At 65.9% G+C, this 22,045-nt stretch carries 21 protein-coding genes and 1 tRNA gene; 3 read left to right on the forward strand and 19 right to left on the reverse strand.

Going from position 1 to position 22,045, the window contains the following annotated elements:
- Positions 1-106: 106 nt before the first annotated feature.
- Together GFK26_RS12260 and GFK26_RS12265 are read right to left on the reverse strand one after the other, a co-directional pair.
- Positions 107-1,468, reverse strand: coding sequence for a tetratricopeptide repeat protein (locus tag GFK26_RS12260; RefSeq protein WP_153282201.1), 1,362 nt, complete (start codon positions 1,466-1,468; stop codon positions 107-109).
- Between the two features lie 42 nt (positions 1,469-1,510).
- Positions 1,511-1,909 carry a tautomerase family protein gene (locus GFK26_RS12265; RefSeq protein WP_153282202.1) on the reverse strand — a complete coding sequence of 133 codons (399 nt, stop codon included), beginning with the start codon at positions 1,907-1,909 and terminating at the stop codon, positions 1,511-1,513.
- A gap of 125 nt (positions 1,910-2,034) precedes the next feature.
- Between GFK26_RS12265 and GFK26_RS12270 the strand changes: the two genes are divergently transcribed.
- Positions 2,035-2,898, forward strand: coding sequence for a LysR family transcriptional regulator (locus GFK26_RS12270; RefSeq protein ID WP_153282203.1), 864 nt, complete (start codon positions 2,035-2,037; stop codon positions 2,896-2,898).
- Positions 2,899-2,922: 24 nt separating this feature from the next.
- Here GFK26_RS12270 and GFK26_RS12275 read toward each other — a convergent pair whose 3' ends face one another.
- The 9 genes from GFK26_RS12275 to GFK26_RS12315 form a co-directional block, all read right to left on the reverse strand.
- Positions 2,923-4,179 (reverse strand): hypothetical protein, encoded by a 1,257-nt coding sequence (locus GFK26_RS12275; RefSeq protein ID WP_153282204.1) that lies wholly within the window; start codon positions 4,177-4,179, stop codon positions 2,923-2,925.
- Positions 4,180-4,187: 8 nt separating this feature from the next.
- The gene (locus tag GFK26_RS12280; protein ID WP_153282205.1) at positions 4,188-7,865 is read right to left on the reverse strand and encodes a metallophosphoesterase; all 3,678 of its coding nucleotides are present in this window, start codon (positions 7,863-7,865) and stop codon (positions 4,188-4,190) included.
- Between the two features lie 317 nt (positions 7,866-8,182).
- Complete coding sequence (locus tag GFK26_RS12285) at positions 8,183-9,613, reverse strand: amidase (protein ID WP_153282206.1); 1,431 nt, start codon at positions 9,611-9,613, stop codon at positions 8,183-8,185.
- Complete coding sequence (locus GFK26_RS12290; RefSeq protein WP_153282207.1) at positions 9,610-11,097, reverse strand: ABC transporter substrate-binding protein; 1,488 nt, start codon at positions 11,095-11,097, stop codon at positions 9,610-9,612. Before GFK26_RS12290 ends, GFK26_RS12285 begins: the two co-directional genes overlap by 4 nt.
- Positions 11,098-11,120: 23 nt before the next feature.
- On the reverse strand, positions 11,121-11,339 hold the full coding sequence (locus GFK26_RS12295) for a hypothetical protein (protein ID WP_153282208.1): 219 nt from the start codon (positions 11,337-11,339) through the stop codon (positions 11,121-11,123).
- 32 nt (positions 11,340-11,371) lie between these two features.
- Positions 11,372-12,193, reverse strand: coding sequence for an ATP-binding cassette domain-containing protein (locus GFK26_RS12300; protein ID WP_153282209.1), 822 nt, complete (start codon positions 12,191-12,193; stop codon positions 11,372-11,374).
- The gene (locus tag GFK26_RS12305) at positions 12,190-13,179 is read right to left on the reverse strand and encodes an ABC transporter ATP-binding protein (protein ID WP_153282210.1); all 990 of its coding nucleotides are present in this window, start codon (positions 13,177-13,179) and stop codon (positions 12,190-12,192) included. Before GFK26_RS12305 ends, GFK26_RS12300 begins: the two co-directional genes overlap by 4 nt.
- An 11-nt stretch (positions 13,180-13,190) precedes the next feature.
- Positions 13,191-14,075, reverse strand: coding sequence for an ABC transporter permease (locus GFK26_RS12310; RefSeq protein WP_153282211.1), 885 nt, complete (start codon positions 14,073-14,075; stop codon positions 13,191-13,193).
- Complete coding sequence (locus GFK26_RS12315; RefSeq protein ID WP_153282212.1) at positions 14,072-15,022, reverse strand: ABC transporter permease; 951 nt, start codon at positions 15,020-15,022, stop codon at positions 14,072-14,074. Before GFK26_RS12315 ends, GFK26_RS12310 begins: the two co-directional genes overlap by 4 nt.
- A 145-nt stretch (positions 15,023-15,167) precedes the next feature.
- Here GFK26_RS12315 and GFK26_RS12320 point away from each other — a divergent pair, with 145 nt between their 5' ends.
- Positions 15,168-15,470 carry a YfhL family 4Fe-4S dicluster ferredoxin gene (locus GFK26_RS12320; protein WP_099792625.1) on the forward strand — a complete coding sequence of 101 codons (303 nt, stop codon included), beginning with the start codon at positions 15,168-15,170 and terminating at the stop codon, positions 15,468-15,470.
- A 6-nt stretch (positions 15,471-15,476) separates the two neighbouring features.
- On the opposite strand, the gene GFK26_RS12325 is transcribed toward GFK26_RS12320, so the two are convergent.
- A complete protein-coding gene (locus tag GFK26_RS12325) occupies positions 15,477-15,872 on the reverse strand; it encodes a hypothetical protein (RefSeq protein WP_153282213.1) in 396 nt (131 codons plus the stop codon).
- On the opposite strand from GFK26_RS12325, the gene GFK26_RS12330 reads away from it, so the two are divergent.
- The gene (locus GFK26_RS12330; protein WP_153282214.1) at positions 15,871-16,020 is read left to right on the forward strand and encodes a hypothetical protein; all 150 of its coding nucleotides are present in this window, start codon (positions 15,871-15,873) and stop codon (positions 16,018-16,020) included. The genes GFK26_RS12325 and GFK26_RS12330 overlap by 2 nt on opposite strands.
- On the opposite strand, the gene pth is transcribed toward GFK26_RS12330, so the two are convergent.
- The 7 genes from pth to GFK26_RS12365 form a co-directional block, all read right to left on the reverse strand.
- On the reverse strand, positions 16,017-16,652 hold the full coding sequence (gene pth, locus GFK26_RS12335) for an aminoacyl-tRNA hydrolase (RefSeq protein ID WP_153282215.1): 636 nt from the start codon (positions 16,650-16,652) through the stop codon (positions 16,017-16,019). The genes GFK26_RS12330 and pth overlap by 4 nt on opposite strands.
- An 81-nt stretch (positions 16,653-16,733) precedes the next feature.
- The gene (locus GFK26_RS12340; protein WP_153282216.1) at positions 16,734-17,387 is read right to left on the reverse strand and encodes a 50S ribosomal protein L25/general stress protein Ctc; all 654 of its coding nucleotides are present in this window, start codon (positions 17,385-17,387) and stop codon (positions 16,734-16,736) included.
- 86 nt (positions 17,388-17,473) lie between these two features.
- A complete protein-coding gene (locus GFK26_RS12345) occupies positions 17,474-18,448 on the reverse strand; it encodes a ribose-phosphate pyrophosphokinase (protein WP_153282217.1) in 975 nt (324 codons plus the stop codon).
- A 142-nt stretch (positions 18,449-18,590) separates the two neighbouring features.
- A tRNA-Gln gene (locus GFK26_RS12350) sits at positions 18,591-18,667 on the reverse strand.
- Between the two features lie 71 nt (positions 18,668-18,738).
- On the reverse strand, positions 18,739-19,620 hold the full coding sequence (ispE, locus tag GFK26_RS12355) for a 4-(cytidine 5'-diphospho)-2-C-methyl-D-erythritol kinase (protein WP_153282218.1): 882 nt from the start codon (positions 19,618-19,620) through the stop codon (positions 18,739-18,741).
- Positions 19,617-20,165, reverse strand: coding sequence for a lipoprotein insertase outer membrane protein LolB (locus GFK26_RS12360; RefSeq protein ID WP_153282219.1), 549 nt, complete (start codon positions 20,163-20,165; stop codon positions 19,617-19,619). Before GFK26_RS12360 ends, ispE begins: the two co-directional genes overlap by 4 nt.
- Positions 20,166-22,019 carry a tetratricopeptide repeat protein gene (locus GFK26_RS12365; protein WP_153282220.1) on the reverse strand — a complete coding sequence of 618 codons (1,854 nt, stop codon included), beginning with the start codon at positions 22,017-22,019 and terminating at the stop codon, positions 20,166-20,168.
- Positions 22,020-22,045 lie beyond the last annotated feature (26 nt).

A 22,045-nucleotide genomic window follows, 5' to 3' on the forward strand; every position in this document is an offset into this window, starting at 1 on the left:
AACAGGAGGAGAGGGGAGGAGCGGCCAGTTTAGGAGTCGCTCCCGCGCGGCCGTTAATTCCTTTTGCGCCACGCCCCATGACCGGAAGGCATGGGTGGCGAACCGCTCACGCCCTGGTGAGCTGCCCCAGACCCAACCGCGCGTAGACCGCATCAGCCTGCCGCCGCAGCCGCAGCGATTCGGGCTGGCCGTTGAGCTGTTGCTGCAGCAGGCCCTGCGCGCCTGCGAGTGCGGACTCGGTGCCCGTGCGCACCAGCGCGTCGAGATAGAGCTGCTCGAACAGGTCGCGCTGCGCGTGGCTGCCGCCGATCTCGATCATGCGCGGCAGGGCGATGCCCAGGCCCTCGACCGCGCCCGCGACATCGCCGCGCGCATGGGCCACGAGGCCGCGCGCGGCCGGCACGCACACGCGCTGCCACGCGGCGCGCGTGGACGCCGGCGCGACGGGCGCGAAGGCCTCGATGTTGTGCAGCAGCACTTCGGCCTCGGGCCGGCCGGCGCGCGCCAGGCCGTAGAGGTACTGCAGGTCGAGAAAGGGCAGCACATGGTCGGTCTGGCGCTGCCGCAGGTGGTCGGCCACGTCATCCCAGCGCGCACCGACGTCGATGCCCGCGAGCTCAAGCCGCGCGAGCAGCGACACGGCGCCGATCTGGTCCTGCGAGTAGTCCTTCACCACGCCCCAGGCGTGCTCGTCGTACACGGCGAGCGCTTCGGCGTCGCGGCCCAGGTCGATGAGGAACAGCGCCACGTGCCACCAGTTGTGCGTGACCATGAAGGAGTTGAGCCCGGTCCAGGTGTCGCTCACACTGTGCATGAACGCCAGCCCCTCGGCCAGCCGGCCTTCGGTGAGCATCACGTGCGCCAGCGCATGGTGCGCCCACGGCTCCTTGCGGCACAGGCCGATCGCGCGGCGCGCGCTGGCCTCGGCCTCGCGCAGCAGGTGGCACTGCTCGTAGCCGAAGGCCGCCATGCCGTGCACGTAGGGCACCTCGGCCGCGGCCGGCAGCGCCGCGAGCGCGAGCCGCAGCATGCCGGGGCAGTCGCCGGTGTTGAAGCAGTGGTACTGGCCGAGCTTGACCGACACCAGGTCGCGCGGATGCTCGCGCGCCTGCTCGGCATGCAGCGTGATGGCGCGCGCGATGTCGTCGTCGGCCCAGGCTTCGACCGCGGCGATGTAGCGCTGCTCGCGCGGCGTGGCGCGCGCAGCGCCGGCGCGGGCCTTGTCGAGGAAGGGCCGCGCATTGGCGGCGGCTTCGCGCGATTCGGCGAACAGGTGCAGCGTCGCGCAGTAGGCCTGCACGATCGGGCTGGCATCGCGCTCGGCCAGCGCCAGCAGGTTCACGGCGCGCGCCTCGGTCGAAATGAAGCCCATGACGAAGTCGTCGACCAACGCAAGGCTGGCGGCGTCGTCGAGCGTGAGCGGATTGCCGAGGCTGTCGGCGGCGTGCGGGGTTCCGTGAGAGGGCATGGCGGCATGGTGCCACGCCCTCTCGGCGTCTTTCAAGTCTTCTCAGACACCTGCTTGCTGGTGGCGGTACTCCTGGGTCTTGCCGCCATAGCCGTAGGCTGCACCGCGCGCATCGATCACGTGGATGTACGAGACCTCGTGCAGGGTGGGCCGCAGCGCCGCCATGGCCGCGTACACCTCGCGCAGGTAGCGCGCCTTCTCGGCCTTGGTGTTGGTCTCGTCGGTCACGCTGATGTCGAGGTGAAAGGCCGACTTGCCGAGTTCGGCCAGCGACTGCCCCCCGATGAACCAGCTGTCGGCGGCGATGTACTGCACCGTGATGGCGATGACCGGCAGCGCCTTGCCGAGCACGCTCTGCGTGAGCTCGGCGACCGTGTCGACGGTCTTGCGGGTGAGGGTGGCGTCAGGCTGGCCGGAGAGGTGGACGACGATGTGGGGCATGGTGAACTCCTTTGGGGGGTGAAGATCGGGTGGTCGATGGGGTGATTGTGGGCACTGCCTGGTCATCGGAAAAGCGGGAAGATATGATGGAATCCATCGGATAATAGAATGGATAGGCAGACACCATGCAAGGCTTCGACCTCGAACAGTTGCGCACCCTGGTGGCGGTGGCCGACGCCGGCAGCCTCACGGCCGCGGCGCCGCGCGTGTGCCTGTCGCAGTCCTCGGTGAGCGAGCAGATCCGCAAGCTCGAGGAGCGCGCCGGCCAGTCGCTGCTGACGCGCAGCAAGGCCGGCGTGGTACCCACCGAAGCGGGCATGCGGCTGCTGGGCCATGCGCGGCGCCTCCTCGCGCTGAGCGACGAGGCCTTTCGCGACCTGCGCGGCGAAACCTTGCAGGGCGAACTGCGGCTGGCCGTGACCGACTACTTCCGCCCCGGCGACCTCACGCGCCTGCTGGGCCGGCTCGGCGAGCGCTATCCGCAGGTGCGGCTGCACGTGACCATCCTGAAGAGTGATGCGCTGCGTGCCGCCTATGCGCATGGCGATTTCGACGTGGGGCTGGCGATGAACATCGCGGGCGCCAATGCAGCAGCGGCCGGCAATGGTGCGGTGTTGTGGCGCGAATCGCTGGCCTGGCTCGGTGCGGCCGGCTTGCGCGTGGTGCGCGGCGAGCCCGTGCGGCTGCTGGCGCTGCCCGACACCTGCTCGCTGCACCAGTTCACCGTGGCCCTGCTGCGCCGCCGCCGCGTGCCCTACGTGCTGGCGCACGTGGCGTCGGGCGTGGCGGGTCTGCAGTCGGCCCTGGCCGCGGGCCTGGGCGTGGCCTGCCTCAACGAATCGGCGATCGCGGAGGGCATCGCGCGGCTCGCGCCGCCGCATGGGCTGCCGGCGTTGCCTCGCGTGGCGTTCCAGTGGTTGCCCGCGCGGCGGGGCGAAACCGCGTTCGTGACGCGGGCGCGGGAGATGCTGTCGTCGCAGCTGGGGTAAGCCAACAGGAAGTGGGTGAGGAAATCAATTCAGCTGGATGTTGGAACCGTCGAGCTTGGCTTGACCTTTGGCGAGGTGTTGCACCTTGCTTTTCTTGGCTTGAGTGCCGGTGAAGTTCACCGAGCGGGTGATCGTGTTGCCCGTGATTTCCAATGAATCGAGGCGGCCCTTCTGAAGGTCAAGCGACTCGATGGTGTTGCCCTCGATCACGACATCACCTGCATTGAGATATCCGGAGCAGAGAAAGGGAATCCTGTTGTCGCGTAGCGTAAGGCGTCGTGTCATCACCGGCTGAGTTTCCTTGTTGTCCGGGTCGAAGCCGCCTGCGATGATCACTGGCTTGGTGACGTCGCCGCCGAAGATGCAACGTTCTATGAGAACGGAGTCAAAGGCTCCGGCATAGACATAGCAGACGGAGATCCCGTTGCCGTGAATCTGACTGTCCTTCATGGAAAAGGCACGCGCGGCTTCCTTGATGCCGACTTGAATGGCGCCACCCCTGACTCGCTCGATCACCAGATCGTCTTTGATCGTGGCATTGGTGAGGTCGAGATGGTCTAGCACGGTGTCACGGATGGTCAGAGACTGAAGGTCGGCTGCAACCAGATCGAACGTTCCGCGTAGCTTGCAGCTCTCGATCAGAACATCCGACCGCTGAAAGTTGGGGCCACTGTTGGCATCACTGTCCGTACGTATTTCGCCCTCTTCGACGACGCAATCGCGGAGGGATGTTCGGGAAAATCCGAACATCGAGAACCATCTTGCGCTGCATTTGATGAACTCTGTCTGGCCGTAGGTGCCGATGGTCCCCCATTGATTGGGGTCCGATCCTGGTCCTTGAAAGTTGCAGCTCTCGAATCGAACATCCTTGCTTCCAACATCACCGGCGATATTGCTGTCTCCTGTGACATGGCAGTCGAAGAAAGTCACTTGCTCTGCGGTGCCCCATCCAATTACAGCATCGTGAAATCGGCAGCGTTCGAATCGACATTCCTGCAAGCCGGAAAGTCGAATCTCATACGCACCAGAGAACTCGCAATCAACGAATCGAATGTTCTTCCATATTTGATCGTCAAACTGCTCACCGGAGAACATTGCTTTTTCAATGAGAAGCGGTGCATTCCCCATCTCCCGTGTGCGGTGCTCCGGGTCTTTCAGATAGGTGAATGTCTTGCCGAAGCTGCGAATGTTTCGAGTAGTCATATTGCATCCGAAGAGAGGAATGAGCGCGACGCTGTTGAAAAGGGACAGCGTTGAGGTAAGGAGCGAGCGACGATTCATTCAATGTGCTAGTTCTTGTTGATGCCGATCGCCTCATGCCTGCTCAGGTATCCCTTGTCCCTGTAGTGACTCGCCAAGAAATCCCAATCCGGCACTTGCCCATGCTCACCGCTCCTGCGCTGCATGAAGTCGAACGCGTTCGACCCCACCAGGGATGTCCCGATCTCCAGCGGAAATATCCACGGATCGTTTTCCCATTTCATGTCAGCACTCCAATCGGGCGTGGCCTTTCCCTTTTCGGGGCCCGTGGTGTACAGAGCGATCGTGGGCTTCTTCAGGATGACCTCGCAGAAGGCTTGCGTCACTCGCTGCATGAATAGAACCCCCGCACCTTTGGACAGGCCCGCAGCGCCACCCACAGCGGGGCGTGTGGAGGTCGTCACCATGGCTTCTGCCAGTTTCTTCAGGTCTGCCGAGGTGAAGCGCAATGCGCCCCCGGTCTCTGCGCGCTTGAACTCCGGAGTCAGGCAGTGCCAGGTTGAGGGCTTGGGTTTTTTCTTCTCGTCCACACGACCACCCTCAAAAATCCAGACCTTCATCGCCGCGATGCAGTCCAGCTTCTTCATTTGATCGTTCAACAGCACTTTCACGGTGTCAGCGCGCTCTTTGTTCAGCAGCCCTGTCCGAGATCCCCACGCGAAATGCACTGGCGCGTTGTCCGGTTGCAGCACGTGCAGGTAATCCAGGGCAACCGCCAGGCGTGGCACCTCGTTGTAACGAGTGCCTGTGTCGCGACCGGTGCGTTGGGTCTTGATTTGCCGGAGGTTGCGTTCGCTGCAATCGAGCAGGCTGCCTGCGGGTGGGCGCAGCGTGTGGCCGTTGAGTTCGCCAGCAAGGTTCTGGACACCGATAGGGCCGCCGCATGAACTCACCACGAATTGCGTACCGCTACGGGCATACGCTGTGAGTCCGTCCTTGTACATGCCGGGATCGCGCCGGGACGTGACGGTGATCGTGCCGGCGCCAAGGGCGTTGCGACCTTGATTGATGGTGTAGAGCGCGCTACGGTGGCTGTGCCCGCTAAGGTGCCAGTCGACGCGTGTCGGCTGTCCGGGCACGCTGGCGCAATGCGCGAAGTACCACTTGAGATTGCGCTCGCAGGTGCCGAAGTTGGCATTGTTGAAGCCGGCTGAGGTCAGTCCGCGCGGCCCGTCGTGGGGAACGAAGCTCAGCTCTTCCTGGAGGGCCGCAGCGTTGTAGTTGATCATCGTGAAGTGGCTGGCGACCACGAGCGGGGCGTTCGTGTTGCCCTTCAGTGCCAAAGCCTGACGCAGCACAGCCTGCTGGGCTGCATCGATGCTCGCACTGGCGCGCGGCAGGATCATTGCGCCATGGCGGTCGGTACCGAGCTTCGCGGCGCCTTCGACGTTCATGAAGTTCTCTGTTTCGCCCCACGCAAGACCGACGAGAACCTGCTGGGGAAGTCGCGTCGCATCGGGCTCTGTGGGCATTGCGATGCAAAAATCGGACAGCGGTGTGAAGAGCACGCTGAACCAGTCGAAGTTGGCGGTGGAGAAGTTCAGGCTGGTCCACGTCTGCCCATAGGTCGGTCCGTAGGCCAGCGTGGCTTCGAACACCGTCATGTTGTGATCTGCCGAGATGCCCGGATTGGCTTGCAGACCCGCGAACTTGCTGGCGCCTTCCACGTCTTTTCTGTGTGCGTCAATTGACGCATCCAACGTGGTGAGCATTTCCTTGTTGGCTTGCAGTGCGGCCTGCACGCTGACGCGCGCGACGCTGACCGCAAGATGTGACGACGTCGCCATGTGTGCAGCCACAGCCTGCGCCTGCACGACGCCGACACTCACGCCGAGGTCCCTCACGCGGGTGCCTAGGTCATCCGCGAGATCAGCCAGCTGGATGCCCAGATCTCCGGCGCTCTGGCCGAGGCCGATCGCGCCATGACCGACTGTGCTGACGGCGCTTGTGTACGTGCTCCAGAGTGCACTGATGCCGGCATTGGTTGCGTCGGCCACGGCTTGTTTGGCGCTTTGGAGTGCGGCGTGATAGATACCCCACGCCTGTGCAGCAAGACCGTTGCCGGACGACTTCAGGGCAGGCTCAGGCGACGCGACCTTGGGTTGCCCTGCCCGGGTCTGGCGCAGGTAGTCGTCGAGCGCGGCCTTGGCATTGGCGGCGGCGGTGTTGCTGCTGACCCGAAGCCCTTCGAGTGCGGCCTGATTCTGCTGGCGGACCGATCGCAGCGCAGCGTGTGTGTCCTCGCCCCGTTGCTGAGCCGACCGATCGAATGTGCTCTGAATGCTGTCGATCTGGCGGTCGCAGGCATCATGCGCTGCCAGCAGCTGTGCCCACTGCGCGAGCGTCTTGCGCATCTCGGCCTGCAGGATTTCCATGGCGCCGAGCGTCATGCCCCAGACGCCGACGCGCGGATAGACCCCATAGGCGATGTCGTAGGCCTCGTGGTTGCCCGTCGTCATGAACACAGGCAACTTGAGCTCGTTGTACGCATAGCGCACCAGGCTGTAGGCCAGCATGTCGTCCTGGCCGCGCGGGTACAGCTCGGGGTTCGCGGGATCATTGAGCCGGTTCAGGACGTTGAAGAGTTTCCATTGCTCCCCGATGCGCCGGTCCGGAACCTTGGCGGGGTCGATGTTGCGATTGAAGTCGATCAGGTCGCCTGTGAGCAGCAACATGGTGTCGGGACGCTTGTTGGCACCCACCTGATCGAACAAGGCCTTGAGTGCGTTGAAGGTGTTGCACACGAGCTCACCCACTGCAGGTCGTTGGCCCTTGGTGAACTGGCTGTCTTCGATCACATGCGCAGGCGACTTGGCCAGTGCGTTGTGCCGCACATTGATATGCACATCGCTCAGGTGCCCGACTTTCAAGGGTGCGTCGCTGGCGAGGCGGATGACCGGATGCCATGCGGCGAGGCGCGCATCGGTCTCGGTGAACAGCGATTGTGCGGAACGGGCGGTTCGTGGAACGTCATATTCCATCAAGGCCGCTTCCTTGCCGCGCCGCATCACGGCGGGCGCGTTGGTGGCTTGGTGACGATGCGACCGACTCGTGATTTGCCGAGAGAGAAAGGTTTCGACCAGCAAGTCCTGCGCGTGGACCGTGCCGCCCTTGCACAGCGATGGGTAGTCGTTCTTCTGGGCCTGTGTAGGCTTCACCATCCAGGCGAAGCTCTTGAACTCAGCGCTCTCTGGCTTGATGCTCAACCGGGCGAGGTCGAGTTCCACTTCGTAGATATCGCCTCCTGGAAAGCCGGCGGCACCGAACGCCTTGACGGCCTGCGGACTGACGGTGGCGAACACTTCGCCTTTCTGGTTGTAGATGATGGCGCCAGGCTCGAACTTGGCGACCCGCCAGACCTTGATGGCTGTTTTCGCGATAGCGCAGTCTCGGCCGTCGCCGGTCAGTGCGCCGACTTGAATGTCAGTGTCAGGCTTCGCCCCTTTCATTGCCACGAGTCGAAGATGGCGCGCGACGGTCGCTGATGCGTCGCTGGGCAGGAGGCTCACCCGTCCACGTTTGTCCAACGTGGTTCTCCCATCGCTGCTCGTGGCGAAACCGAGCGATTCCGCTGCAATGAAGAGACTGCACTTCTTCTGGTGCGGCCCGATCAGCAGAGGAGTCCCCAGGCTGGGGTAAAGGATCAACGCCAGCTTTGGCGAGGGCTCGCTGCAGTCGCAGACGGATGCTTGGGGGAGGGGGGCCATTGGCTAGCCTCCCGCTGTGGTCACGGCCAATCGATGGCGCGCGGGGTCTGAACCAGAAGCCGCGAACGCGACAAAGCGACGCATGAACATTGCGTTTTCCTCCCTGTTGTTTGACTGACCGGCGCTGTGCGCTCTTGTGGCCTCAACCTGTGACAAGGTGTGAGGCGAGGGCGCATTGTGCGGGGAGCATGTGCTCCCTGCGCAGGCAGTTCTTCACGAAGGCGAGAGGATTCGACGATGGTGCTTGCAGCGATGCACGGATGGGCGCGCTGCGGGTCGAGTCGGAGCAGCGTCCGACTCGACCTGGACCGATTCGATCAGTCCGGAGCAACTCGCGGCCAGGGCCGCTGCACTTCCCGGATCTGCTCGAACGCGCGCGCCACGCGCAGCACGCCGAGGTCATCGAAGCGCTGTCCCGCAATCTGCAGCCCGATCGGCAGACCGCCGGCCGAGTACCCGCAGTTCACCGACGCGGCCGGCTGCTCCGACATGTTGAACGGCACCGTGAAGCCGATGTGCTCCAGCGGCCGCAGCGGGTCGTTGGTGGGCGAGGGCGCCTCGGCCGCCGCCGGCATGTTGGGCGACACCGGCGAGATCACGTAGTCGAAGCGGGCGCAGGCGTTCACCGTCGTGACGCGCGTCGCGTGGAACTGGCTGAAGCTGCGGAACACATGCTCGCCGCTGAACTCCGCGGCGCTCTCGGCCCATTCGCGGATGTAGGGCAGCACCTTGGCGCGCTGGTCGGGGCGCAGGGCCTTCAGGTCCACGAGCGAGCGCATGCGCCACAGGTGGTCCATGCCGTCGAGCAGGGCCTGCGACATGAAGGGCTGCATCGGCTCGACGATGGCACCGGCCTTTTCGAACAGGCGCGCAGCCAGCTCGACCGCGGCCTGGATCTCGGGCTCGACCGCGAGGCCGCAGCCGGCGTCGAGCAGCAGCCCGATGCGCAGGCCGCGCAGGTGGTCGGGGGCGACGTCGAACGCGGCCCAGTCGATGTCCTGCGCGGGCAGGCTCATGCTGTCGCGCGCGTCGGGCCGGGCCAGCGCCTGCATCATGAGCGCAGCGTCGCCGACGGTGCGCGTCATGGGGCCGGCGGTGCGGCCCATGTAGGGCGGATCGATCGGGATGCGCCCCAGGCTGGGCTTGAGCGTGAAGATGCCGCACCAGCTGGCGGGCAGCCGCAGCGAGCCGCCGATGTCGGTGCCCAGGTGCAGCGGGCCGTAGCCCGCCGCCGCGGCCGCACCGGCGCCGGCGCTGGAACCGCCCGGCGTGCGGCTCAGGTCCCAGGGGTTGCGCGCGAGCGTGTGAAAGCTCGACAGCCCCGACGACAGCATGCCGTAGTCGGGCATGGTGGTCTTGCTGACGATGACGGCGCCGGCCTCCTTCAGGCGCGCGGCCGGCGGGGCGTCGGCTGCGGCGGGCATGAGGTCGACGGCGGCGGTGCCCGCAGGCAGCGGGTCACCGCGCGTGGCGATGTTTTCCTTGATGGTGGTCGGTACGCCGTCGAGCGGACCGCGCGCGTCGCCGCGCTGCCAGCGCTGCTCCGAGGCACGCGCCTGCTCCAGCGCAGCCTCGGGCCGGAACAGCCACGTGGCCTGCAGCCGGGGCTCGCAGTGCTCGATGCGCGCGATGACGGCGCGCGTCACCTCGACCGGCGACAGGCGCTTCTCGCGGTAGGCCGCGGACAGTTCCTGCGCCGACAGGTCGCTCAACGAAGGCAATGAAGGGTCGGACACTGCGGGGCTCATCCCCACGACAGCGCGGACAGGTCGTTCACGAAGATCGGGTTCTCTTTCCAGAGGCCTTTGACGTTCTTCTTGGCCACGGTCGGGAACTGCGGCTGGTAGAGGAAGCCGTTGGCCGCGTCGGTGGCCAGCAGCTTCTGCGCCTCGCCCAGCAGCTTGTTGCGCTCGGCCGCGTTGCCGGTGGACTTGATCTTGTCGAACAGCGTGTCGAAGGCCTTCGACTGGTAGCCCCAGTAGTAGTCGGGCTTGGCGTAGTTGCCGAGGTCGAAGGGCTCGACGTGCGAAATGATCGACAGGTCGTAGTCCTTGTTGCCGTAGGTGCCGCTGAGCCATTGCGCCCACTCGACGTTCTGGATCTTCACGTTGATGCCGATCTTGGCGAGCTGGGCCACGATGACTTCGCCGCCCTGGCGCGCATACGGCGGCGGGGGCAGGGTCATGCGCAGTTCGAGCGGGGTCTTCACGCCGGCTTCGGCGAGCAGCTTCTTGGCCTTCTCGATGTCGAAGGGGTTGATGCCCGTGGTGTCGACATAGCCCGCGGCGCCCGGCACGTAGTGGCTGCCGATCGGCACGCCCAGGCCGTCGGCCGCGCCCTCGATGAAGGCCTTGCGGTCGATGGCCGCGAGGATGGCGCGGCGCACGCGCACGTCGTCGAGCGGCTTCTTCTTGTTGTTGATCGAGAGGATGGTCTTGGCGCGCGAACCGGCCAGGATGGTCTGGAACTGCGGGTTGCTGCGGAACTGCGGCACGGCGCGCGTGCCGATGCGCGTGAACACATCGACGTCGCCCGAGAGCACGGCAGCGGCCTGCGCGGCGGTGTCCGAGATGAAGCGGAAGGTGACCTTGTTGATCTTCGCGACGGCGGGTGCGCGGAAGCCTTCCCACTTGCTCAGCGTGATCGACGAGCCCTTGGCCCAGCTGTCCAGCTTGTAGGGGCCGGTGCCGATCGGCTTGGTGGCGTTGGTGTCGACGCTCTTGGGCTCGACGATGGCGGCCGTGGCCTGGCCCAGCACGAAGGGCAGGTCGGGGTCGATCTCCTTGTTGATGACCACGACCGTGTGCTCGTCGACCACTTGCGTGGCGAGGTTGGCGAAGGTGCGCTTGTCCTTGTTGGTGCTCTTCTCGCCGCCGGCGCGGTCGAAGGCGAACTTGACGGTGGACGCGTTGAAGGGCTCGCCGTTCTGGAACTTGACGCCCTTGCGCAGCTTGAAGGTGTAGGTCTTCAGGTCGGGCGAGATTTCCCAGCTCTCGGCCAAGAGCGGCGTGACGCTGCCGTCGACGTTGATCTTGGTCAGCGTTTCCAGGATGTTGTATTGCACGACCTCGGCAATGGCGGCGGCGGCGCCGGTGGTCGGGTCCAGGCCCGGCGGCTCCAGGGCCATGCCGATCACGATGGCGTCCTTCCGGCCCTGCGCCATGCCGGCCAGCGGAGTGGCCAGGGCGACAGTGGCGCCGGCGGTGGTAAGGAGGGTGCGACGGTTCAACATACGGGGTGATCTCCGGAAAACGGTCAATGTCGAATGACTGCTTCGGCGCGCACCGTGCCCCAGGGGGAAGCGCAGCGCCACGAAAGAAAGACACACAGCACGAAAGATGCCACGTGCAGCGAATGATTCTCTCGCAGCAGGCCCTCCGGTGCGCGCCGGCGCAGGCGGTATTTCCTCGGGACGTTCCCGGATGGGCGAGCGATCTTGCGCGAAGCCAGGCGCTTGCGCCAGCAGATGCTCATGACCGATGTGTCCGAGGCCGCGCCCCGAGACTTCAGTCCGCGCGCAGCGTGCCGCCGGGCGGCGTGTGCAGCACCGCCGACAGCAAGGTGCGGGTGTACGGGTGCTGTGCGTGGTGGAACAGATCGGCCGGCGGTCCCTGCTCCACGATCTGGCCCTTGAACATCACGCACACGTCGTCGCACAGGTGGTTGACCACCGCGAGGTCGTGGCTGATGAGCAGGTAGCTGATGCCGAACTGCTGCTGCAGGTCCTGCATGAGGTTGAGCACCTGGGCCTGCACGGACACGTCGAGCGCGCTCACGGGCTCGTCGGCCACGATGAGCTTGGGGCGCGTGATGAGCGCACGTGCGATGGCGATGCGCTGGCGTTGGCCGCCCGAGAACTCGTGCGGGTACTTGTCGAGGTCGGTGGTGCGCAGGCCTACGGCAGCGAGCGCTTCCGATGCGCGCTCGCGCTGTTCGGCACGGCTGGTTTGCGCGAGTGCTTCGAGCGGTTCGGCGACGATGCGTGCGACGGTCTGGCGCGGGTCGAGCGAGCCGTAGGGGTCTTGGAACACCATCTGGAAGTCGCGCCGCGCGGTGCGCAGGTCGGCCTTCGACAGCGTGTGCAGGTTGCGGCCTTCGAGCGCGACGCTGCCCGAGGTCGGCGTGTCCAGCGCCATCACGAGGCGCGCGATGGTCGACTTGCCCGAACCCGATTCACCGACGATGCCCAGGCTCTTGCCGGCCTGCACCTCGAAGCTCACGCCGTTGAGCGCCTTTACGGTGGGCGGAGGGCCGAAGAGCTTTTCGCGCGGCAATGCGTAGTGCCGCACGAGGTCGGTCACCTGCAACAGCGGGGGCGATGAATTCATGGTGCGACGGCTTGTTCGGCCGCAATTTCTTCGAGGCGGATGCAGCGCACCGCATGGTCCGGCGGCAGCACCGTGGCGGACGGCCGCGTGGCGTGGCAGGCATCCACCGTGTACGCGCAGCGGCCCGCGAACGGGCAGCCCGGCGGCAGGTCGACCAGCTCGGGCACGCTGCCGCGGATGGTCGCCAGGCGCAGGCCGCGTGGTGCGCCGATGGCGGGGCGCGCGGCGAAGAGGCCCTGGGTGTAGGGGTGGGCGCGCTTGGCGAACACGGCATCGGTCGGGCCGCTCTCGACCACGCTGCCGCCGTACATCACGAGCATCTTCGAGACTGTCTGCGAGATCACGCCGAGGTCGTGCGAGATGAGGATCAGCGCCATGCCGCGCTCGGCCACAAGGCCCTGAATGAGCTCGAGGATCTGCTTCTGGATCGTCACGTCGAGCGCGGTGGTGGGCTCGTCGGCAATCAGCAGGTCGGGCCCGCAGGCCAGCGCCATCGCGATGCCGATGCGCTGGCGCTGCCCACCGGAGAACTGGTGCGGATACGCGTCGAGGCGCGAGGCGGCATCGGGAATGCCGACGCGGTCGAGCAGCGCGAGCACCTCCTTGCGCGCCTGCGCCTTCGACAGGCCGCGGTGCAGCCGCAGCGGCTCGCCGACCTGGCGCACGATGGTGTGCACCGGGTTCAGCGCTGTCATCGGCTCCTGGAAGATCATGCCGATGCGGTTGCCGCGGATCTGGCACATGTCCTTTTCATCGCGCCCGACCAGCTCGGTGCCATCGAAGCGGATGCTGCCTGTGACCTTCGCGGTGGACGGCAGCAGGCCCATGAGCGACATCACGGTGATCGACTTGCCGCAGCCCGATTCGCCGACGATGCCCAGCGTTTCGCCGCGTTCCAGCGAGAAGGAGATGCCGCGCACGGCTTCGGCCGGGCCGCGTTGCGTCTGCAGGCCGATGTGGAGGTCGTTGACTTTGAGAAGTGCCATGACGTGCTTGCTTACCTCGCGCGCGCCAGGCGCGGATCGAGCAGGTCGCGCAGGCCGTCGCCCATCAGGTTCAGGCCGAGCACCGCGAGGGCAATCGCCATGCCGGGGAAGACAGCCAGCAGCGGCTGTTGGAACATGAGGGTCTGGGCTTCGCTGAGCATGCGGCCCCATGAGGGCTGGGGCGGCTGCGTGCCGAGGCCGAGATACGACAGCGCCGCTTCGGCCAGGATCGCGATGGCGAAGCGGATCGTGATCTGCACGATCAGCACGGCCGAGATGTTGGGCAGCACGTGCTGCATCGTGATCGCGAAGCTGCCTTTGCCGCAGGCGCGTGCGGCAGCCACGTACTCGCGTGACCAGATCGCGTTGGCCGAGGCGCGTGTGATGCGCGCGAAGGTCGGGATGTTGTAGATGCCGATGGCGACGATGGCGTTGACGATGCCGGCGCCGAACACGGCGGTCATCATGATGGCCGAGAGGATGGCGGGGAAGGCGAGTGTGAAGTCCGACAGGCGCATCACCGCCTCTTCGACCCAGCCGCGCCTCGCCGCAGCGAGCAGGCCCAGCGCCGTACCGACCACAAGGCCGATGCCCACGGCGATCACGCCCACGAGGATGGACGCACGCGCACCCACGAGCAGCAGCGAGGCCACGTCGCGTCCGAAGGCATCGGTGCCGAGCCAGTGCGTGGCCGAGGGGCCCTGCATCTTGTTCGCCATGTCCATCGCGTAGGGGGACCAGGGCGTCCAGACGAAGGAGATCAAGGCGGCCAGCAACAGCAGCAGCGCGAACACGCCGCCGATGACGAAGCTGCGGTGCTTGACCGCGCGGCGCCAGAAGCCGGGCGCGAGGGGCGCGGCAGAAGCGGGCGCCAGGGGAGAGAGAATGGCGCTCATATGTCGCTCGCCTTGATGCGCGGGTCGATGACGGCATAGAGCACATCGACCACGAAGTTCACGATGACCACCATGGCCGCGAGCAGCATCACGCAGTTGCGCACCACGATCAGGTCACGGTTGCTGATGGCCTGGAAGATCAACCGGCCCAGGCCCGGCAGGTAGAACACGTTCTCCACCACGATGGTGCCGGCCAGCAGCTCGGAGAACTGCATGCCCATGACGGTGATGACGGGGATCATCGCGTTGCGCAGCACGTGGGTCCACAGCACCATGCGCTGCGACACGCCCTTGGCGCGGGCCGTGCGAACGAAGTCTTCGCGCATCACCTCGAGCACGGCCGAGCGTGTGATGCGCGCGAGGATCGCCGCTTGCACCACGGCCAGCGACAAGGCCGGCAACAGCAGCGATTTCAATCCCGCGAAGATGCCTTCGCCCCAGCCCTCGAAGCCACCAGCAGAAAACCACTGCAGCTGCACCGAGAACACAAGGATCAGCAGGATCGCGAACCAGAAGTTGGGAATGGCGATGCCGACCTGGGCCATGCCCATGAGGCCGACGTCGCCGAGCTTGTTGTGGCGAGCGGCGGCGGTCACGCCCACGAGCAATGCGATGACGACTGTCAGGCTCATCGCCATCACGGCCAGCGGCACGGTGAGGGCCAGGCGCTCGAGGATCAGGTCGATGACGGGCGAGCTGTAGGCGTAGGAGTCGCCGAGGTTGCCGGTGAGCATGCCGGCGATCCAGTGCCAGTAGCGGGTCCAGGCGGGCTGATCGAGGCCGAGCTTGGTGGCCAGGGCGGCGACGGCGTCGGGCGAGGCGTCGGGGCCCATGAGCATCTGCGCGGCATTGCCGGGCAGGATCTCGAGGACCAGGAAAACGATGACCGAGGCGCCGATCAGGGTGCCGATCAGCGTGGCGATGCGCTTGAATAGAAACAGACTCATGGGGCGGGCCGCAGCATAACTGACTGGTGCAACAACCGTGCCTCGACTGTGAACTTTGTCGTTCCTCGCCGGACCGCCCTGACGCTGGCGGGGGCTCCGCAAGGCCTGCGGCGGGGCATTCGCCCGGTCCGCCGATAATCGGGGGATGGCCCTCATGATCACCGACGAATGCATCAACTGCGATGTCTGCGAGCCCGAGTGCCCGAACGATGCGATCTACATGGGCGCCGAGTTCTACGAGATCGACCCGCACAAGTGCACCGAGTGCGTCGGCCACTTCGACGAGCCGCAGTGCGTGCAGATCTGTCCGGTGGCCTGCATTCCGGTGAACCCGGACCATGTGGAAACCCGCGAGACGCTGCTGCAGAAATACGTGCGCCTCACGGCAGACAAGGCGGCACCGCCCGCGTCGGATGCCGCCTCGCCGTCGTCTGCCGGCGCGGTCTGAGCCGGGCTACTCCTTCTTCTTTTTCTTCTTGCTGGTTTCCTTCGGGGTTGCGTCGTCGGTCGATGGGCTGTTGAAGCGCGCGCTCGTCGGACGGGGCTCGGCCATGTGCTTGCGCTGGCGGACCTGGGCGGTCTTTTCGGCGGGCGTGAGCGGTTGCGCGTTCGTGGTGAAGCGCCCCGCATCGAAGGTCGTGGCGCCGCCTTGACTGAGCGCCTCCCGCTCCATCGACTGGCGGCTGCGCGCCAGCCGGCCAGCGCTGCGTTCGTTGCGGCGCGCGGCGTCTTCCGACGCCTTGCGGTCCGCATCGTTGCGCCGGTCGTCCACCTTCACGGTCCGCCCACCCTCGCAGGGCTGGTCGGAATAGGTGTTGCCGCATCGCCAGGTCTGGGCTGAAGCGCCCATGGAAGCGGCGGACAGCGCGATCGCAAAAACAGCCATCACCCAGGTTGTTGCCGTCTTTGTTGCGGCTTCTTTTGTCTTCTTTTTCTTCGTCGTCGTTCTTCTTCTCATTTTTAGTTCTCTCCCTCCCTGCACTCCCGTGGCCGGCTAGGTGGCGGCAGGCGTCGTGCCTCCGTCGCCGGGCTCCCGCCTCGGCGGCTTGGGCCGCGGCGGTTTGCTCGTGTGAATCATCAGCGTGGCTTTTTCCATCTCGCCGGCCACCAGGGCGGGGGCGGCATGCAAGGTGCGCACGATGGCGTCTTCAATGGCTTCGCGTTGCTCCTTGAGCGGCTTCTTGAGCACCCAGTTGACGACCTCCGACTTCACGCCGGGATGGCCGATGCCCAGGCGCAGGCGCCAGTAGTCGCCGGTGCCGAGCTGGGCGTGGATGTCGCGCAGGCCGTTGTGGCCCGCATGGCTGCCGCCGAACTTGAGCTTGGCCTGGCCGGGCACGACGTCGAGCTCGTCGTGCACCACGAGGATTTCTTCGGGTGCGATCTTGAAGAAGCGCGCCAGTGCGGCCACCGACTTGCCCGACAGGTTCATGAAGGTCTGCGGCTCCAGCAGCCAGATGCTCTGGCCGCCGATGTTCGCGCGCGCCGCGAGGCCGTGGTAGCCGCGCTCGGGTGCGAGGTTGAGCTTCCAGTCGCGCGCGAGCGCGTCGATCCACCAGAAGCCGGCGTTGTGGCGCGTGGCTTCGTACTCAGGGCCCGGGTTTCCGAGGCCGACAAACAGCTTGATCATGGCGGGAATTATCTCGCCGCCCCACAAAGCAAAAGGCCCGCACGGGGCGGGCCTTCTGTTGGCGGACGGAAAGAAAGAGGATTACTTCTTCTTGGCCGTCTTGGCGGCGGGCTTGCCAGCGGCGGCAGCGCCTTCGGCAGCAGCGCCTTCGGCGGCAGGTGCCGGCTCTTCCGAGACCAGCGGCGGCACGGCCGACACGATGACGGGGTTGGTCTTGCCGTGGCTCACGAACTTCACGCCCTTGGGCAGCTTGATGTCGTTGACGTGCAGCGTGGCGTTCTTCTTCAGGCCCGAGAGATCGATCTCGAGGAATTCAGGCAGATCGCTCGGCAGGCAGTTGATTTCCAGTTCGGTCATCACGTGGTTCACGAGGTTGTGATCCAGCTTGACGGCGTCGGACTCTTCTTCACCCTTGAAGTGAAGCGGCACCTTCATGTTCATGCGGGTCTTGGCATCGACGCGTTGGAAGTCGATGTGTTGCACCAGCTGGCGGAACGGGTGGTATTGCACGTCGCGCAGCAGCACCTTGGTGACGGCGCCGGCGAGGTCCATTTCGAGGATCGACGAGTGGAAGGCTTCCTTCTTCAGGGCGTGCCACAGCGCGTTGTGATCGATTTCGATCAGTTGCGGCTGGGTGTCACCACCGTAGACGATGCCCGGGGTCTTGCCCGTGATGCGGAGACGGCGGCTCGCACCCGTGCCCTGCTTTGCGCGCTCATAAGCGACGAATTTCATAACTAGCTCCTGTGAGAGTCCACCGCGACCAGTGCGACTCCGATTCAAAAAGGCCTCCGTAGGAGGCCCGCTTTTTCGCTCTCAGGTCAGAACAGGTTGTCCTGGTCCGAGAACAAACTCATCACCGACTCGCCCTTGGCAATGCGCTGGATCGTTTCGGCGATCAGCGGTGCCACGGAGAGTTGGCGGATCTTTCCGCACGCGACGGCCGCGTCGGAAAGAGGGATGGTGTTGGTGACGACCACTTCGTCCAGGGCGGTGCCCTTGGAGAGGCGTTCGATGGCCGGGCCCGAGAAGATCGGGTGCGTGCAGTAGGCGTACACGCTCTTGGCGCCGCGCTCCTTCAGCACTTCGGCCGCTTTGACCAGTGTGCCGGCCGTGTCGATCATGTCGTCCATGATCACGCAGTTGCGGCCGTCGATCTCGCCGATCACGTTCATGACTTCGCTGACGTTGGCCTTCGGGCGGCGCTTGTCGATGATGGCGAGGTCGCAGTTCAGTTGCTTGGCCAGCGCGCGGGCGCGGACCACGCCGCCGACGTCGGGCGAGACCACGATCAGGTCTTCGTAATTCTTCTGGCGCAGGTCGCCCAGCAGCACGGGCGAGGCGTAGATGTTGTCGACCGGAATGTCGAAGAAGCCCTGGATCTGGTCGGCGTGCAGGTCCATCGTGAGCACGCGCTCGACGCCCACGGTTTCCAGCAGGTTGGCGACCACCTTGGCCGAGATCGGCACGCGGCTCGAGCGCGGGCGGCGGTCCTGGCGGGCGTAGCCGAAGTAGGGGATGACGGCGCTGATCCGCTCGGCCGAAGCGCGCTTGAGCGCGTCGACCATGATCAGCAGTTCCATCAGGTTTTCGTTGGTCGGTGCGCAGGTCGACTGCACCACGAACACATCGCGGGCTCGGACGTTCTGGTTGATCTCGACAGTGACTTCACCGTCGGAGAAGCGACCGACGCGTGCGGCGCCCAGCGAAGTGCCGAGGTTGTGCGCGATTTCTGCAGCAAGGCCGGGATTGGCGTTGCCGGTGAAAACCAAGAAGTCAGGTTGATTGGCCTGCATGAGCGCGTCCGGGCAGTGCAAAGGGCTTGCGGGAAAGCCGCCAAAGGTTTCGAGTCGTGGCGGCCTGTGTGGGCTGCCGATTATTGCAGCCGGTGGACTGCAAAAGAAGCACTGCGGCCATCAGGCCGCAGTTTGAGAGATTTGGCAGGGGAGAAAGGATTCGAACCTTTGCATGCTGGAATCAAAATCCAGTGCCTTAACCAACTTGGCGACTCCCCTACACAGGTTGATGGTTTGCACCACCCACCGATATATGTCGCATCGAACCGCAGAGCGTTCCGATTATCTCTTCAGGCTGCCCATCCCCAGAGTGGATGAACCGCCAGATTGTCGCATTGGCGAACCTGCCATCCCCGGGGGGCTTCGAGCAGTTCCGCTTGCTGCGGCGATTGCGGCATTTTTGCGAACACCGAACTTCCGGAGCCGGTCATCCGGGCCTTCAATCCTTGCAGTCCGAGCCATTCGATGGCGTCGGTGACTGCGGGGCAAAGCCGTTGGGCAACCGGCTGCAGGTCGTTGTGACCGAAGTCGTAAACCTCGTCGCCGAGGTTTGTGGCTTCTAGCTGTTCGCTATCTGCAGCAAAGCCTGAGATTATAGCAACAGGAGTTGCCCGTTCCAGATCATCCGCAGAAAAAATTAATCGGGTATCGAGTCCCTCGGGGGGCTTGGCCACCACGAAGCGTGCAGGCGGCAAGTTTACCGGTGTGATTTCTTCGCCGATGCCCTCGACCCAGGCGTTGCGCCCGCCGAGGAAAAAAGGGACGTCCGCACCGAGCTTCAGCCCGATCTGCGCCAGGCGCGACAGCGGCAGGTTCAGCTTCCAGAGGCGGTTGAGCGCGAGCAGGCAGGTGGCTGCATCCGACGAGCCCCCGCCCATGCCCGCCTGCGCCGGCACGTGCTTGGCAATGCCGATGTGCGCGCCTTGGCCGGGCGCAGCGTGCGCCTGCAGCGCGCGGGCTGCGCGCAGCACGAGGTCGTCGGCCGGCAACGGTGTGGTGAGGTCTTCGCGGCTGAGCTGGCCGTCGTGTCGCAGCTCGACGTGCAGCGTGTCGCACCAGTCGATCAGCATGAAGACCGACTGCAGCAGGTGATAGCCGTCGTCGCGCCGCCCGGTGATGTGCAGGAACAGGTTCAGTTTGGCCGGCGCAGGCAGGTCGTAGATCGCCTTCATGCGCGTTCGAAGACGATGCGCAGGTCGGCTCGGGGCGCGGGGGATTCGCGCGTGGCCTGCAGGCGGCCGTTCGACAGCTGGCCCAAGTCGGCGCGCCAGCCGGGCACGGGGTCGGCGCGGCCGTCGAGCCAGCCGAACAGCGCGCCGACCGGAATGGCGGCGCCCGTGGCGGCTTCGATCAGCGCGTCGACGGAGTCGTAGCGGCGGGTGTCGCTGCCGTTCTTCAGCAGGGCCTCACCCGGCGCCCAGTGCAGTTGGGCGAGCGTGCTGCCGATGGGCGTGGTCAGTGTCAGGTCGCCGGTTTCGGCCGAGCCGCGCAGCTCGAACAGGGCGGCAAAAGTCTGGACCGGTTCGCTGTCGATGCGCAGCGACATGCGCCCGCTCCAACTGGCCGAAGGCCGCCCGGGAGCGGCTGCGGAGCCGCCCGAGAGCTGGGCACAGCCCGTCAGCCACAGCAGCAATGCGCCGCCGCCCGCGCCAAGCGCCGCGCGGCGGGTGAAGGCCTCATCGCCCCGCGTGGGAGCCGTGTGCGTGATCGATGCCATTCAGGGTTTGACGCGCAGGCGCTTGAGGGTTTCCTGCAGCGTCTCGTTTTCTGCGTCCGTCAGCAGCGATTCTTTCCAGATCGCGACGGCGCGGTCCTTCTGGCCGACCGACCACAGGACTTCACCGAAATGCGCGCCGATCTCGGGGTCGGGCCGCGTCTTGTAGGCCGCTTCGAGGATGCGGATCGCCTCCGCCGTGTTGCCGAGCCGGAACTCGACCCAGCCCAGGCTGTCGGCGATGAACGGGTCTTCGGGCGCGAGCTGCACCGCCTTCTGGATCAGCGTGCGGGCCTCGTCGAGCCGGATCTTGCGCTCGGCAAACGAGTAGCCCAGCGCGTTGTAGGCGTTCTGGCTCTCGGGCTTGAGCGCCATCAGGCGGCGCAGCAGCCGCTCCATGTCGTCGAGGCGGTTGAGCTTCTCGGCCATCATGGCCTGGTCATAGACGAGGTCGCCGTCGTCCGGCGCGGCGGCCGAGGCCTGGGCCAGCAGGTCGTAGGCGGCCTGGTATTGCTTGGCTTCGCGCAACAGCTGGGCTTCGGCGAGCAGTTTCTGCTTGCGCTCGTCCGCCGTGCGCTCGGGCAGTGCGCGCAGCAGCTCGCGGGCCTGGGGCAGCTTGCCTTGCTTGGCGAGCAGGCTGGCGCGGCGGCCTTGAATGGCGCTCTGGTTGTCGGAACTGTCGATGCGCGAGACCCAGCGGTCGGCCGCCTGGAAATCCTTGCGCCGCTCGGCCAGTTGCGACAGCACGAGATACGCCTGCGTCAGCCCGCGCTTGCGGTCGGCGACGTCACCGGCGTCCTGGCTCTGGCCCGGCGCGGTCATCAGGTCGACGTAGCGCTTGAGCGAGGTCTCGGCCGCCGCTTCCTGGCGGGCCTGCATCTGCAGGCTGCCGAGCAGCAGCCAGGGCTCCGCCAGTTCCGGGCGCGCCGTGGTCAGCGTCTGGAGCTGCGCGGTGGCATCGCTGAAGCGGCGGCTCTCGACCAGCGTGCGCGCATAGGCGACGCGCAGGTCGGGCGAGGCCTTGGGGTTGTTCGCGAGGTAGCGCGTGACGATCGGCTCGGCCAGCGGCTGGCCCGGGTCGATGAGATCGAGCGCCAGCGCCGAGGGCGCCTCGGACGACGGATCGATCGCCTGCCCCTTGCGCGCGGCATCCAGCGCCCCCGAGGGGTCGCCGGCGTTCAGGCGCAGCCGGCCCACGGTGGCCCAGGCCAGTCCGCCGGTCGTCGGGCTCTTGAGTTCGTCGACCAGCGCCTGCTCGACCACCGAGGCGGCGAGCTTCTTGTCGGCGGCGCGGCCGTAGGTGCGCGCGATCACCGCCATCAGCAGAGGGCGCTCGATCTGCGAGGTGGCCGCCACTTCGGCGCGCAGCGGATCGACGGTTTCGCTGATGCGGTTCAGCGCGATCAAAATCTGCAGCTCGATGCGCCGGGCATCGCGCGAATTGGGCAGCGCTTCCTGCCAGGCGCGCGCCGCGGAGATGGCGGCGTCGCCGGAGCGCGACTGCAGCGCAATTTCGACCGCGCGCTGGAACAGCTTGCCGTCGCGCAGGCGCCGGGCGGCGTCGAGCACCAGCGAATAGCCGGAGCCGGGGTCGCCGGAACGAGCGGTGATCTCGCCCATGAGGATTTCGTAGAACAGATCGGCCGTCAGCGCCGACGGCTGTGCGGCCTCGGCGGCCGGCTTGGCGGCCGTGGTGGCCCGGGGTCGCACCGGCGGCTTCGGCGGCGCTGTGCGCTCGATGGCGGGAGCGGGGTTGCCGGCGGCGGTGGGTTCAAGAGACTGGGCCTGCGTTGCATAGGCAAGCAGCACGAGAGACGCGGCCGCCGCAAGGCGGTGACGGCGGGGCGATGGGTTCATCTGACCATAATAATCCAGCCATTTGA

This window comes from Variovorax paradoxus (assembly GCF_009498455.1).
Taxonomy (GTDB): domain Bacteria; phylum Pseudomonadota; class Gammaproteobacteria; order Burkholderiales; family Burkholderiaceae_C; genus Variovorax; species Variovorax paradoxus_H.

What these genes read in the sequence shown, in the direction of transcription:
- GFK26_RS12260 (WP_153282201.1), bottom strand. Translation starts at nt 1,468, where the DNA reads ATGCCCTCTCACGGAACCCCGCACGCCGCCGACAGCCTCGGCAATCCG.
- GFK26_RS12265 (WP_153282202.1), bottom strand. Translation starts at nt 1,909, where the DNA reads ATGCCCCACATCGTCGTCCACCTCTCCGGCCAGCCTGACGCCACCCTC.
- GFK26_RS12270 (WP_153282203.1), top strand. Translation starts at nt 2,035, where the DNA reads ATGCAAGGCTTCGACCTCGAACAGTTGCGCACCCTGGTGGCGGTGGCC.
- GFK26_RS12275 (WP_153282204.1), bottom strand. Translation starts at nt 4,179, where the DNA reads ATGAATCGTCGCTCGCTCCTTACCTCAACGCTGTCCCTTTTCAACAGC.
- GFK26_RS12280 (WP_153282205.1), bottom strand. Translation starts at nt 7,865, where the DNA reads ATGGCCCCCCTCCCCCAAGCATCCGTCTGCGACTGCAGCGAGCCCTCG.
- GFK26_RS12285 (WP_153282206.1), bottom strand. Translation starts at nt 9,613, where the DNA reads ATGAGCCCCGCAGTGTCCGACCCTTCATTGCCTTCGTTGAGCGACCTG.
- GFK26_RS12290 (WP_153282207.1), bottom strand. Translation starts at nt 11,097, where the DNA reads ATGTTGAACCGTCGCACCCTCCTTACCACCGCCGGCGCCACTGTCGCC.
- GFK26_RS12295 (WP_153282208.1), bottom strand. Translation starts at nt 11,339, where the DNA reads ATGAGCATCTGCTGGCGCAAGCGCCTGGCTTCGCGCAAGATCGCTCGC.
- GFK26_RS12300 (WP_153282209.1), bottom strand. Translation starts at nt 12,193, where the DNA reads ATGAATTCATCGCCCCCGCTGTTGCAGGTGACCGACCTCGTGCGGCAC.
- GFK26_RS12305 (WP_153282210.1), bottom strand. Translation starts at nt 13,179, where the DNA reads ATGGCACTTCTCAAAGTCAACGACCTCCACATCGGCCTGCAGACGCAA.
- GFK26_RS12310 (WP_153282211.1), bottom strand. Translation starts at nt 14,075, where the DNA reads ATGAGCGCCATTCTCTCTCCCCTGGCGCCCGCTTCTGCCGCGCCCCTC.
- GFK26_RS12315 (WP_153282212.1), bottom strand. Translation starts at nt 15,022, where the DNA reads ATGAGTCTGTTTCTATTCAAGCGCATCGCCACGCTGATCGGCACCCTG.
- GFK26_RS12320 (WP_099792625.1), top strand. Translation starts at nt 15,168, where the DNA reads ATGGCCCTCATGATCACCGACGAATGCATCAACTGCGATGTCTGCGAG.
- GFK26_RS12330 (WP_153282214.1), top strand. Translation starts at nt 15,871, where the DNA reads ATGGAAGCGGCGGACAGCGCGATCGCAAAAACAGCCATCACCCAGGTT.
- GFK26_RS12325 (WP_153282213.1), bottom strand. Translation starts at nt 15,872, where the DNA reads ATGGGCGCTTCAGCCCAGACCTGGCGATGCGGCAACACCTATTCCGAC.
- pth (WP_153282215.1), bottom strand. Translation starts at nt 16,652, where the DNA reads ATGATCAAGCTGTTTGTCGGCCTCGGAAACCCGGGCCCTGAGTACGAA.
- GFK26_RS12340 (WP_153282216.1), bottom strand. Translation starts at nt 17,387, where the DNA reads ATGAAATTCGTCGCTTATGAGCGCGCAAAGCAGGGCACGGGTGCGAGC.
- GFK26_RS12345 (WP_153282217.1), bottom strand. Translation starts at nt 18,448, where the DNA reads ATGCAGGCCAATCAACCTGACTTCTTGGTTTTCACCGGCAACGCCAAT.
- ispE (WP_153282218.1), bottom strand. Translation starts at nt 19,620, where the DNA reads ATGAAGGCGATCTACGACCTGCCTGCGCCGGCCAAACTGAACCTGTTC.
- GFK26_RS12360 (WP_153282219.1), bottom strand. Translation starts at nt 20,165, where the DNA reads ATGGCATCGATCACGCACACGGCTCCCACGCGGGGCGATGAGGCCTTC.
- GFK26_RS12365 (WP_153282220.1), bottom strand. Translation starts at nt 22,019, where the DNA reads ATGAACCCATCGCCCCGCCGTCACCGCCTTGCGGCGGCCGCGTCTCTC.